The 13,870-nt window shown below is 38.8% G+C and carries 9 protein-coding genes; 6 read left to right on the top strand and 3 right to left on the bottom strand.

Annotated features, from left to right (window positions below):
- Positions 1-600: 600 nt before the first annotated feature.
- Positions 601-2,457 (top strand): alpha/beta hydrolase, encoded by a 1,857-nt coding sequence (locus F6K23_RS10765; protein ID WP_293154565.1) that lies wholly within the window; start codon positions 601-603, stop codon positions 2,455-2,457.
- 642 nt (positions 2,458-3,099) lie between these two features.
- Complete coding sequence (locus F6K23_RS10770; protein ID WP_293154568.1) at positions 3,100-4,143, top strand: linear amide C-N hydrolase; 1,044 nt, start codon at positions 3,100-3,102, stop codon at positions 4,141-4,143.
- 406 nt (positions 4,144-4,549) lie between these two features.
- On the opposite strand, the gene F6K23_RS10775 is transcribed toward F6K23_RS10770, so the two are convergent.
- Positions 4,550-5,950: a YdiU family protein gene (locus F6K23_RS10775; protein WP_293154571.1), complete on the bottom strand. Its 1,401-nt coding sequence runs from the start codon at positions 5,948-5,950 to the stop codon at positions 4,550-4,552.
- A gap of 417 nt (positions 5,951-6,367) precedes the next feature.
- Complete coding sequence (locus tag F6K23_RS10780; protein WP_293154574.1) at positions 6,368-6,499, bottom strand: hypothetical protein; 132 nt, start codon at positions 6,497-6,499, stop codon at positions 6,368-6,370.
- Between the two features lie 171 nt (positions 6,500-6,670).
- On the opposite strand from F6K23_RS10780, the gene F6K23_RS10785 reads away from it, so the two are divergent.
- The 4 genes from F6K23_RS10785 (at position 6,671) to F6K23_RS10800 (ending at position 13,168) form a co-directional block, all read left to right on the top strand.
- Positions 6,671-6,862, top strand: coding sequence for a hypothetical protein (locus tag F6K23_RS10785; RefSeq protein ID WP_293154577.1), 192 nt, complete (start codon positions 6,671-6,673; stop codon positions 6,860-6,862).
- 437 nt (positions 6,863-7,299) lie between these two features.
- Complete coding sequence (bchH, locus tag F6K23_RS10790; RefSeq protein WP_293154579.1) at positions 7,300-11,358, top strand: magnesium chelatase subunit H; 4,059 nt, start codon at positions 7,300-7,302, stop codon at positions 11,356-11,358.
- Between the two features lie 575 nt (positions 11,359-11,933).
- Positions 11,934-12,575 (top strand): PEP-CTERM sorting domain-containing protein, encoded by a 642-nt coding sequence (locus F6K23_RS10795; RefSeq protein ID WP_293154582.1) that lies wholly within the window; start codon positions 11,934-11,936, stop codon positions 12,573-12,575.
- A gap of 413 nt (positions 12,576-12,988) precedes the next feature.
- Entirely contained in the window at positions 12,989-13,168 is a 180-nt protein-coding gene (locus tag F6K23_RS10800) for a hypothetical protein (protein ID WP_293154585.1), read from the top strand.
- 135 nt (positions 13,169-13,303) lie between these two features.
- Here F6K23_RS10800 and F6K23_RS10805 read toward each other — a convergent pair whose 3' ends face one another.
- Positions 13,304-13,525, bottom strand: coding sequence for a DUF6887 family protein (locus F6K23_RS10805; protein WP_293154588.1), 222 nt, complete (start codon positions 13,523-13,525; stop codon positions 13,304-13,306).
- Positions 13,526-13,870: the final 345 nt, after the last annotated feature.

The raw sequence follows: 13,870 nt of genomic DNA on the forward strand, positions 1-13,870 counted from the left end.
TAGCAGATTTACTCTTTTCATTTAGTAGACTATGATACATCTTCTCAAAATCAATTATACCAAATCTCAAAAAGTTTTATATCTTTAGTAATGGGGAGCTAGGGAGATGGGGAGATGGGGAGATGGGGAGATGGGGAGGTAGGGAGATGGGAAGATGGTAATCAAATATAGCATTAAGTACCTAAGCAAAATTATTTACCTATCCCAATTCTCTGCGCTCTTTAGAAATTCAAGAATTCAACTTGTATAAATGTGTAATTAATTTTGCACAACCACTTACTATTTAGAAATGGTATTAGGTAACAGTGGTAAGAATTTTAGATTTTATCATATTTGATTATATTTTTGGTTTGAAAAATCCTGCAAAAAAAAATCTTTGTTTGTAGTTGCACTTTAGCACTGTAAGAATCAGACCTCTAACTACAGGCTTTTCTTTTTTCTGTAGAATAATAATAGTTTTTATTCCTATTATATTATACTAGTTTAAAAAATAATGCTTGTGGATATATATGCCTATCCTTCTCTTTTAATTACTGCATTATAGATGAAAATGAGATTTTATGGCACAATATAAATACTTGAATTTAATAGGAGTTTTTGATGGTATTTAATTGGTTAAAAACACAGTCTATTCCTAGGAGTATCCTCATTTCATTAGGCCTTAAAACAGCTCAATTACAGCAGAGAAAAATCAGTAAATTTAAACAAAAATTAGCTTTATTTAAAATTTATAAAAACTACTCGATATTGATTGCTGGATTAACTATATTATCACCTATTTTTACCACTCTTTCTGCCTCTGCTGCTGAAAATCTTATAATTTCTATTCCTGCTCTTGATATTACAGATCCAATCGTAGTTTCCCTGCCACCTTTTCAATTAAAAATACCAATTGAATCTATCGAAAGGTTTGCTAAAGAAGGAGAATTTAGTGAAGAATTTAGCTTTTATTCTGAGCTGCTAACAACAGAAGAAACAAAAGAAATACAGACAGTTCTGAAAAAACAAAAACAAGAACTAAGAGAACTTTTTCAAGAGCGCTTTGATGTTAATCCTACTATTGTCAACACATTTATGGAAGAACCGGCAGGACAAGAAATTCTGAAAAGATTAGGTAAAATATTGAAAACTGGAGAAAACAAGAATGGTAGTGCAGCTCTCCAAACAGCTTTCCAGTTAGCTATTGAAGAACCAGATGGTTTAACTATTATTAATTTGTTGAAAAAATTTCCTGGAGATTTGTTAATAGAACTTGAAGAAGGTATCAATTTAACTGAAGAATTAATCAAGAGATTTGTAGAAGAACGCTTGATTGTAACAGAACTACAAAGTCAAGTTAAAGAACGATCGCTTAGTGAGAATAAAGTTGATTTTAATAATTTTCCAGATTTAAGGCAACCAGGAAATATAAAATGGGAAAAACAATCTATTACCTTTAGAAATCCTAATCGCGATCGCTCTTCTCCAGCAAATATTTATTTGCCCAAAAGTTCTGGAAATAAATTAATTCCTGTGATAGTTATTTCCCATGGTTTAGGTTCAGACATTAATAGCTTTGCCTATCTTGCCGAACATTTAGTCTCTCATGGTTTTGCAGTAATAGTACCAGAACATATTGGTTCAAGTGCAGAAAAACTTGAAAATTTCTTTGCAGGTTTTAGCAGACCTGTAGATGGAATGGAATTTATTAATCGCCCACTAGATATAACATATTTACTGGATGAATTAGAGGCAAAAATCAACTCCGATCCAATTTGGCGAGGTCAGCTAAATTTTCAACAAGTGGGAATAGTAGGTCAATCTTTTGGCGGTTATACTGCTTTAAGTCTTGCAGGTGCTCCCCTAGACCTAGAAGATTTACGAAAAGATTGCCAATCTGAAGATACTAAATTTATCTTTAATTTATCTCTATTATTACAGTGTCAAACCAGTAATTTACCAGCAGAAATAACTAACAATTTACGAGATGAACGTATCACAGCAGCTATTGTAATAAATCCAATTAGTAGTGGTGTATTTGGACCTCAAAAAATTAGTAAAATTGCAATACCTTTGATGATTGTTGCTAGTACTAGAGATATTTTTGCTCCACCAATTCCAGAGCAAATTTATCCATTTATAAGTTTAACTACTAAAGAAAAATATTTAGTTATTAGTGAACCAGCAACTCATTTTTCGTTTATTGCTGTAGAAGAAGAAGAGGAAGTTTCTCTAGAACTACCAATGAAATTAGTTGGTCCCGATCCTAATTTAGCTTATCCTTTTATGCAGGCACTAAATTTAGCATTTTTTCAAGCTTATCTGACCAATCAATCTCAATCTTTACCATATTTAAGTGGGTCTTATCTACAATATATTAATCAAGAACCATTTACTTTTAGTGTATTACAGTCTCTCACAGAAGAGGACTTACAAAAGGCGATCGACAATTTTTCCGAACGATTTAGTAATAAGTAATCGTGCAAAATAAATTTCCTAATTAGACATCTCCATAAAAGAGGGAGTAGGGGAAAGAATTGATGAATAAGAGTACAAGAGTACGATAATTGATTTTATTTTTTATAATTGGAGGTGTCTATTAGGCTAAAATCCTGATCGTAAGGTAATTGGATGTATATGCAATTAGACGGATTTGATATGAGCTTTTAACAAGGCTAGTTTCATCCAAAGCTTTTTCTAATTCTGGAGTTATTTTTAGGCGATAGAACTCCGTTCCGCTGCGCGATCGCTCCACAGCCTCAAATAGTCAAAATCTAATATTTTGCATCTGGCTTTAAGAGCACCCAAAATATCACACCATTGTTTTTGAGAATATGGGAATAGCAAAAAAATACTACATCTGATTAATATGAGAACCGCTATATAAAGCTATATAAACCAGTGCATTGACTAAATTTTTTGGCCTTTTCCCTCACAAACCGTTCCTAATAAAGGAACCATCACCTCATCAGAGTTAACCCCCAAAGCTGATCTGCCTTCTTCGCGAGACTTCTGTGCTGCCTCTTTTAACTATTCCAAATCCAAGCTGATGTCTATTGTAAAAATAGTATTGATCTGATAAATTCGGTCTGGTGATTTCACTTTTACTATAATTGATTTATGACTAAAAAACTGGTAGCAGTATTGGCTGTATTGATTGCCATCCTCGCAATTACAGTGGCCCCGGCTGCTCAGGCTTGCACCCGGGCTGTCTACAAAGCTGGTGACGCTAGGATAGTTACCGGGCGAACTTTGGACTGGACCGAAGACCTTTACAGCGATTTATGGGCATTTCCCAAGGGGATGCAACGTAATGGTGGGGTTGGACCAGACTCGATCAACTGGGTCTCGAAATATGGCAGTATTATTACTTCAGGTTACGATATCGGCACCGCTGACGGCATGAACGAAGAAGGTCTAGTTGCCAATGTCCTCTATCTTGCAGAAGCAGATTACGGCGATCTCGACGGTAAGCCAGCCTTATCAGTTGGAGCCTGGGGCCAATACGCCTTGGATAATTATGCCAACGTCGCCGAGGCAGTTGAAGGACTGAGTACCGAACCATTCCGGATTATTGCACCCGATTTGCCCAATGGCAGCAGCGCCGGCCTGCATCTGTCGCTGTCCGACGAGACTGGAGACTCAGCGATCTTTGAATACATTGATGGCAAGTTAGTTATCCATCATGGGTCGGAATACGACGTGATGACCAACTCGCCTATATATGACGATCAGATTCCGCTCAATGCTTATTGGAAGGATATCGGAGGTCTGACTTTCCTGCCTGGCACAAACCGCGCCTCGGATCGGTTTGCCCGCGCTAGCTATTACTTAGGTGCCGTGCCGAAATTTAACGATCCTCGCGAGGCTGTTGCCGCAGTGTTCAGCATTGTCCGCAACGCTTCTGTGCCACTGGGTATTACCGACGAGGATCAACCAAACATAGCCTCTACCATTTGGCGGACGGTCTCGGATCAGAAGAGCCTCACCTACTATTTTGAATCCACTATCAGCCCAAATGTTTTCTGGGTAGAGATGGATAAGCTAAACCTTCAGGAGGGGGCAGAACCGATGAAGTTGGAATTGAAAGGTCATCCGATCCTCGTCGGGGAAGTTTCGGCAATGTTCGAGCCAGCCGATCCCTTCCCCTGGCTTGCACCATAGATATTTTCATTAATGGATAATGGATAATTACCTCGGGTTTTAACCGTTACGGAATTGAATATCAGGAGATATTATTTCTTTTTTTTCCCCTTACAGCGTTTTTCATTTGGGTAGACCACAGTAGGGACGTTCCATGGAACGTCCCTACAAGGTTTAATGTGTGAAGATGTGGTTCATCAATTTGAAAAGCGCTGTAAAAGGGGAGGCTTTAAACCAGAATTATTTAATTATTAATTATTAATTATTAATAATTCGGTAATAGTGAGACTTTAGTACAAAATAAGACTTTGATACTCCCTGCCGTAAAGTGCGGGGATTATTAAGCAGTTCAAAACTGAACTCTTAAAAGTACTATTTTTGTTGTGACGATGTGGTTCAGAGATCGGCAAAAGCACTGCAATAAATTTTATTCACATATTTGCTTCAGTAAATCATAAAATGGCTGCCAATTATCCTCTACTGTAATAGGTTCCCATACTGATTCAATAATAGGCCGAATTAAACTTTGTTGAGGATTATATTGTTTCAACCTTTCCGCCATTGCTTTTAACTCATCATTAGAATAAGTCTGTAATAAATGATAATAATATTGTCGCCACGGCTCAATTAATTCTGATTGTTCAAAATCAGCAAAAATTTGATTAATATCATCACGCCAATGTAGAGAAAATTCTTTTCTCAATCCTAAAAAGAAATCGTGATACCCAACCTGAGAACTTTCCAGCAGTTTAATAGTTAGCTGAAGTAACTTTTCTGCATCTGTTTCTGGCAACTGCTCAAACCCTAATCTATTTATCATTAACTTCCGATATTCAAGCAGATAAACATCATCAAATTCATCTAAACTTGCCCTCATATTTTCTCGGTCAATAACTGCAGCTAATGCGTCTTGAAGTAAGTGTAAATTTGACTTACAAACTAAAGGTTGATGACTGTAACGATAAAGACCAGAATAATCAAAATAAGCTGCTGTAAATTTGGGGTCATAAGTGGGAATAAAAGCATAAGGACCATAATCAAAACTTTCCCCAGTAATTGACATATTATCAGTGTTTAATACACCATGACAAAATCCCGCAGCCATCCATTGAGCTACTAATTTCGCAACTCTTTTTACTAATTCTGAGTAGAATAAAAAATAGCTATCGCTCTGTTCTTTTAATTCAGAATAATAATAATCAATTACATGATCTAATAGCTTTTTAGTTAAGTCGGGACGTTTGAAAAAATACAACCTTTCAAAAGTACCAAACCGGATATGAGAACTACTAAAACGTACCATCACCGACGAACGAGTAGGAGAAGGTTCATCTCCACGCCATAACCCCTCCCCAGTTTCAATCAAACTAAAACATCGAGAAGTACGTACCCCGTGACGATGTAACATTTCGGCTGCTAATACCTCTCTGACCCCTCCCTTGAGAGTCAGTCTACCATCTGCACTACGAGAATAAGGTGTTCTACCAGAACCCTTGGTGCCAAAATCATATAATTCACCATTTACCCCACGCACTTGACCATAAAGAAAACCCCTACCATCTCCTAAATAAGGATTATATTCACCAAATTGATAACCGTGATAACGTAGAGCTAAAAAAGGTCCGACACAATGAAATTTACCAAAAGCTTCAATAAAATGTTCATCCTTAACATCTTCAGGAGTTAATCCTATTTTAGGCAGCAATTTATCATTACGAAACCGCAAAATATGTTGGGGAAATTCAGCAGCAAGTACTTCATCATAATAGTCACCACCTAAAGCTTGGATGGCAAATTCATAGTTGAGCGAAAGGAGAGGATTAGACATTTTTTTCCAAGTCAAAAGTTATAAGTCAAAAGTCGTAGGGGCGAATGGCATTCGCCCTCTTTTTTTAGTCCGAAGCGACCGACAGGGTTTGTGCAGCATTCCGGAACGGAAAGCAATCTCACTCAAATTCTAGTTTTTCGTACCTCATTCGTAAGTCCTAATATTTTTTTTACTGCTTTTTAATACATTCACTTCTGCTCAAATTTATAGTCTACTTCTTATAGTTAAAGTTTTACAAATATGATTATATTATTATGAAGGAAATGAGAAAATTGGAAGAATGCTATCTTCTCAAGAATTTTAATCTCTATATTGTTGAAGATACTGCAATAGTTGATAATTTGCTAGAAATTATTACCAAAATATATTTTCCGGTAGTCCTGCAACCTTAACAGTATTGATTGAAATAAGGATAAATTACCTAATTATGTTAGCTGTTATTACCTCTCCCCATCTCCCCATCTCCCCATCTCCCCATCTCCCCATCTCCCCATCTCCCCATCTCCCCACCTCCCCCTCTCCCCCTCCCCCCCCCCCCCCCCCCCCCACACCCCCCCCCCCCCCCCCCCACCCCCCGCCCCTCTTAATCCTCCAACTCCTATACCGCNTTATATATTTGTAGCTTAATAGAGATAAATCTTCGATTCAATAAATACAGAAAAATGTAAATAAATAAGGAGATAAGGGGATAAGGAGATGGGGAGATGGGGAGATGGGGAGATGGGGAAATGGGGAGATGGGGAGATGGGGAGATGGGGAGATGGGGAGATGGGGAGATGGGGAGATGGGGAGATGGGGAGATGGGGAGATGGGGAGATGGGGAAATATTTGGTAATGGTTGAAGATAGAACATTTTTTTATACCGAATTAAACGGATTTGATATTATTCCAAGGTATTTTAGTTTCCAATAGCTACAATCCTTATAGAACAAGGTTTTTGGTAATTTTTTAAGTTATAAAGCGACAAGTCTATTAGAGTTGTTGGGAATTAAGCTAAAAAAATGGCTAAAACCCTTATTAGTCAACGTTTATAGAACCCATTTGAGGTCTATATAATTATGGTAGTCAAATCTTTTCGCGCATCAATGAGTGAGGAACAATCATCAGCAAGGAGTGTTGAATTTTTTATATTATTTCTCCCCACATCTACCCTCTATCCTCTTACCTCTATCCTCTTACCTCCTGTCTCCTGTCTCCTGTCTCCTGTCTCCTAGCTCAAAAAACTTAATATTGATGAAGATACCAAATGGGTTCTATAGATATCAAATTGGTTTTATAAAGTGACAAGTCTAATAATTAGTCTTTTTTCGTTACCCTAATAGTATAGTAACTTTTATTAAAATTAGGCCATGAAACGCATTGTCTTAATCGCTGGTTTTGAATCTTTTAACGCAGGTTTATACCGTCAAGCTGCTCAAATGGCAACTTCCCAATGTCCAGATTTAGATATCCAAGTATTTAGCGATCGCGCTCTTTCCCAACAACCAGAAATGGTCGCTACTGCTCTGGAAAATGCTGATGTTTTTTTCGGCAGTCTGCTTTTTGACTACGACCAGGTGTTATGGTTGCGCGAAAGAGTACAAAATATTCCCATCCGTCTTGTTTTTGAGTCAGCACTAGAATTAATGGCATTAACAAAATTGGGAAAATTTATTATTGGCGACCAACCCAAAGGAATGCCAAAACCAGTCAAATTTATTCTCAGCAAATTTTCCAGTGGGAGAGAGGAAGACAAACTTGCGGGTTATATCAGTTTCCTGAAAACAGGTCCGAAATTACTCAAATTTGTACCAGTGAAAAAAGTGCAAGACCTCCGCAACTGGTTGATAATTTACGGTTATTGGAATGCGGGGGGTACAGAAAACGTTGCTGCGATGTGTTGGGTGTTGGCAGAAAAATATTTAGATTTAAAAGTTGGAGAAATACCCCCACCAGTGGAAACTCCCAATATGGGTTTACTGCATCCAGACTACCAGGGTTATTTTGAGTCTCCCAAAAAATATCTGGAATGGTATCGCCAAGAAAAACAAACTTCTCCCACTCCCGTTGTTGGAATTTTGCTTTACCGCAAACACGTCATTACCAAACAACCATACATTCCTCAACTTATCCGCAAATTTGAAGAAGCAGGTTTAACACCTCTACCCGTATTTATCAACGGAGTCGAAGGTCATGTCGCCGTCAGAGACTGGATGACCAGCGCTTCAGAAATTCAAAAGTCAAAGGTCAGAAAGCATGAAAGTCAAAAGTCAAAAGTCAAAATGCAAAAGTATGATGAAATTCCAAAGTATGATTCTCCTGAAACAGGACTTACGCAAATTAACCTTGAAAACCACAGATGTAGGGGCGAATGGCATTCGCCCTCACTAGATTTAAAGTCAAAAGTCAAAAGTAAAAAGTCTGATTCTGTTAAACCAATACTTTCCCTTTCTCCCGAAGCAGTAGAAGTCGATGCAGTCGTTTCAACTATTGGTTTTCCTTTGGTGGGTGGTCCTGCGGGTTCCATGGAAGCAGGACGACAAGTGGAAGTTTCCCAACGCATTCTCACTGCCAAAAATGTTCCCTATTTTGTCGCAGCACCCCTACTCATTCAAGATATTTATTCTTGGACGCGCCAAGGTGTGGGAGGTTTGCAAAGTGTCGTTTTATATGCACTGCCAGAATTAGATGGAGCGATCGACCCCGTTCCCCTGGGTGGTTTAGTGGGAGAAGATATTTATTTAATTCCCGAACGAGTGAAACGTCTCACGGGTAGAGTCAAAAATTGGATAAAACTGCGTCAGACACCCCCCGCAGAAAGAAAAATAGCCGTTATTCTCTATGGTTTTCCTCCCGGTTATGGCGCCACAGGTACAGCAGCGTTGTTAAATGTGCCGCGTTCGCTCCTGAAATTCCTCCACGCTCTGAAATACCAAGGTTACGACGTTGGAGAAATTCCCGAAGATGGGGAAGAACTTATCCGTCAAATTAAAGAAGCAGATGAAATTTATTCTTCTTCCTCTTCCTCCCCCCATAATTCAGATCCAGTGCGAGCATCTTGCTCGCGTCCTTCATCTTTATCACATTCTTCATCCTCACGTTCTTCATCCTCACATTCTTCATCCCCGCATCCTTCTCAAGTCAATATTAAAAGTCTCGAAAAATGGTTAGGATATCTATCAACAACTCGCATGGAAAAACAATGGGGAAATCTCACCCGCACGGGTATAAAAACCGATGGTGAAAATTTCCATATTGGCGGCATTAAATTAGGAAATATTTGGCTAGGAGTACAACCACCCCTCGGAATTTCCGGCGACCCCATGCGCCTAATGTTTGAAAGAGATTTAACACCCCATCCCCAATATGCAGCTTTTTATAAATGGCTGCAAAATGAATTTCAAGCTGATGCAGTTGTTCACTTTGGAATGCACGGAACAGTGGAATGGTTGCCCGGTTCGCCCTTGGGAAATACTGGTTATTCTTGGTCAGATATTCTGTTAGGAAATATGCCACATCTATATATATATGCTGCTAATAATCCTTCCGAATCTATGTTGGCAAAACGTCGGGGTTATGGAGTATTAATTTCTCATAATATTCCGCCTTATGGTCGGGCAGGTTTATATAAAGAATTAGTCAGTTTGCGAGAACTAATTTCTGAATATCGGGAAGACCCACAGAAAAATTCAGGGTTGCGAGAACCAATTTTTAAGAAAATTATTGATACTGGTTTAAATTCAGATTGCCCGTTTGAGTATGGCAAAAAATTAGGAATTGAATTTACTTCAGAAAATGCGCATATGTTTAGTGCAGATGTAGTTAATCCCTATTTTTTGGAAGTTTATGAATATTTGCAGGTTATAGAACAAAGATTATTTTCTTCTGGTTTACATACTTTGGGGGAAGTTCCGAATGAGGAGGAATTAAAATCTTATTTGGAGGCTTATTTGGGGGAAGAAATTGCAGGGCGAGACACGGATTTGGGGCACGGATATACGGATGATGATGTTAAGAATGATGCTGAAAATATGCGGAATTTGTTGGTGGAAAATGCTGATAAGCTAGACTCGGATTTTGGGCAGGGATATACGGATGATAATGTTAAGCAAAGTGTTAAAAATATTCGGAATTTGTTGATGCAAAATACTGACGAACTAACTAATCTTTTGCGCGGATTAAATGGAGAATATATTCCTGCTGCTCCAGGAGGAGATTTATTAAGAGATGGTCCGGGAGTTTTGCCAACAGGTCGAAATATTCATGCTTTAGACCCCTATCGAATGCCCTCTCCCGCTGCTTATGAAAGAGGGCGAGAAATTGCTAGGAAAATTATTAATCAACATCTGGAAGAAAATAATAATTATCCCGAAACTGTAGCAGTAATGTTATGGGGTTTAGATGCTATTAAAACCCGTGGCGAATCAATCGGAATTTTATTAGAATTAGTAGGTGCTGAACCAGTCAAAGAAGGTACGGGTAGAATCGTTCGTTATGAATTAAAGACTTTAGCTGAAGTCGGTCATCCCCGCATTGATATTTTAGGAAATTTATCAGGAATTTTCCGAGATAGTTTTGTCAATATTATCGAACTATTAGACGATCTATTCCAGCGAGCAGCAACTGCAGACGAACCTGTGGAACAGAATTTTATCCGCAAACACGCCTTAGCATTGCAAGCGCAAGGTATAGAAAATGTTTCGGCACGGTTATTTTCCAATCCTGCTGGTGATTTTGGTTCCTTAGTCAATGACCGAGTTGTCGATGGTAACTGGGAGTCAGCAGATGAATTGGGCGATACTTGGCAAGGACGAAATGTCTTTAGTTACGGTCGTCAGGATAAAGGTCAAGCACGACCAGAAATTTTGCAAGAGTTGTTGAAAGGTTGCGATCGCATCGTTCAAGAAATTGATTCGGTGGAGTATGGTTTGACAGACATTCAGGAATATTATGCTAATACTGGTGGGTTGAAATTGGCAGCAGAGAAACAAAGGGGTAAAAAAATAAGTGCGAGTTTCGTCGAAAGTTTCTCCAAAGATACCACCCCCCGAAAATTAGAAGACTTGTTGCGGATGGAATATCGCACAAAATTATTGAATCCAAAATGGGCAGAAGCAATGGCAAATCAAGGTAGTGGGGGAGCTTACGAGATTTCCCAACGAATGACCGCATTGATAGGTTGGGGCGGTACAGCTAATTTTGCTGATAATTGGGTTTATGACGGTGCTGCTGAAACTTATGCTTTAGATGCAGAGATGGCGCAGAAATTGCGGGAAGCAAACCCAGAAGCATTTCGCAATATTATTGGGCGGATGTTGGAGGCGAACGGACGGGGTTTTTGGGAAGCAGACGAGGAAAAGTTGGAGAAATTGCGAGAATTGTATGATGTAGCAGATGAGGAAATTGAAGGTGTGAGTAGGTTGGGTTAAGCGTATCTCGCAACCCAACAAACAAAGATAGTGTTGGGTTTATTCTGCGGAGCAGCTCCGCTAACGTTGCCTCAACCCAACCTAAAAAACTTATCAGAGTGGATACAACCGGATTTAGTATTAGGTGGGTAATTAGGGCTTGCTGATTAAATCTAAAAGCATTGACATATAAAGACAAGTGCCTTTTTGGGGTCTGTAATACCTTGGTTTTCAGCTCTTCATGCTCATGCATGGAGCGTATTTTAGGCGCATAGTTAGGCAGAAAAATCATTCTTACAATTCTTTCTCCTACCTCTTCGCTCATTCCCATTTCTCCTGTCTCCTGTCTCCTGTCTCCTACAAAGAGCAAAAAGACTTTATGAGCGCAAACCCTAATTAGTAAATATACCCATGAAAACACTTCAAATTTTTCAATTATGGCCTAGTTTTTATGAAGATTTGATGAAGACCCAATAAAACTAATGACATTCTCTGTAAAAGTCTGGCATCATTTAGATAGAGTAAAATATTTATCAGTGCCTGGGTAAGCTACGTTTTATCTCTGAATTATTTGTGCAAAAAGGATTTAAGAACTTATGATTTCACTGTTGAAAAAATTGTCTGCTGTTGCTATTTGTACTACCGCTATTAGTTTGGTTGGCATGAAAGCTAACTTAGCTCAAGCATTAACTTTTGAATTGGATATTGAAGTAGGTAATAATTCATTCTCAGGTTTTTTAGATGTAGTTGATGACGCTTTTAATGATGATGTGCTTAATGAGCAAGAATTAGAGCAATTGGTTATAAACAATTTTGCTTTGGGAGGAAATTCTGTTTCCCTACCTACCCCCCTGATTTTTGATGATTTTACTGATTCAAGTTTTAATTTTTTAGAGTCAGAGCTTTTCAGCGATACAATAAATAATGTTAATGGGACACTGGTAAGTCAGACTTCTGATGGTTCTTTGTCTTTTTCTGTTTTATTTGGCGATAACACTACTGATAGCAATAACGAGCTAGAATTAGAAGTTGTATCTCCAATTTTGGCAGGTATCGGTGGTAGTTTCTCAATAAGTATTACTGAACAAGAGGCAGAACAGACAGATGTTTTGTCGATCGCCCTTACTCCTGTATCTACTCCTGTATCTACTTCTGTACCTGAACCTGCTTCAACATTGGGACTACTTGCAGTTGGTGCTGCTGGTGCTGTCTCTACACTGAAGCGCAAGCAAAAATAAAAAGCTGAGGCGTTGCTGAAGCTTGTGGATGATATTAATCTTAATTACTTAGGACTCAACCCACCCCTAATATAGAATCCGGTTGAATAGTTATTGTATCGTAGGGAGATGGGGAGATGGGGAGATGGGGAGATGGGGAGATGGGGAGATGGGGGGATGGAGAGATTGAAGTGTAGACACCAATTATGAACATATATTATATAACCGGATTGTATATAACTCCTCCCAGGAGAGGAAGTCAGAAGTCAGTAGGAAAGAAAGAATAAGAAAGAGGAGTAGAAGGAGAAAGTTTTTTTTTGCTGGGGCACAACTGGGTTAACGCGGAGCGCGGAACGGAGTTCTATCGGTAATTATCCGGACATGATATCATACCTCAAATCACCAACGCCAAAGCTGAGAATAAAAATCTGGTAGTGCGTCAAGGAAGTGTGGGAAGTGTGGGAAGTGTGGGGAGTGTAGGAAGTGTGGGGAGACACTCGAAAGTAGGAGGAATAATTGTACCTGTATCTTTCTGGGAAGTGTCTGCCCAAAGTCCTAACTTTTTGGTCTTAAAGGCTGAATTCTTTGCACTTTTTTCCCGACAACAATCCTAAAAAATTTATATATCAGTGCTTTTAGATTAGATTTGCCAGTCCTACTAGGGCGTTTCCCACACTCTACTAATGCACAACCAAAAATCTGAACTAATGTTTCAGGATCTAATTGAAGAACAATTATTAGCGATCGCTCTAACTATTATCTCGCGCCACTCTCTCCTGAATTCCTTGTTCCATAATGCGGATATTTTCTGGAATTGTTACACCTTCTTCAGTACAAACAGGAGGATATCGTTTAACTTCCACTCCTGGTGGAATACGAAAAAGAAACCGAATTGCTTCGATATCGTCTCGGTGTTCTAAAACGTAAGCTTTTAATTCAGCTTTAGTCATTTCTTCAAAATTAGGCTTCATAAAAAATACCATTCTCCACTTGGAGGAATCATAATATGCTCGGAAGTATTGTATTCCTTGGCGTTGGTAAATTCATGTATGATATTAATCTTAATTATTTAGGAGTCAGGAGTCAGGAGTCAGGAGTCAGGAGGGAAGAAAAAAGAAGAAACCCCGAGTAGAAGGAGAAAGTTTTTCGGGGAGCTTCAAGAATGCGCGAATTAAGAATGCGCGAATTTAGAATTACCTCTCCTTGAAAAGAAGAGGATTGGATTAAAAGGAATTTTTTTCTTCTCTTGGTCGATTGGATATGGCGAGGGGACCTCGCCATCCCTCGACCGCTTTTTTCTCCATGAATGGAGAGGC

Origin of the sequence: Okeania sp. SIO2C9 (genome assembly GCF_010672455.1) — a bacterium.
Taxonomy (GTDB): Bacteria; Cyanobacteriota; Cyanobacteriia; order Cyanobacteriales; family Microcoleaceae; genus Okeania.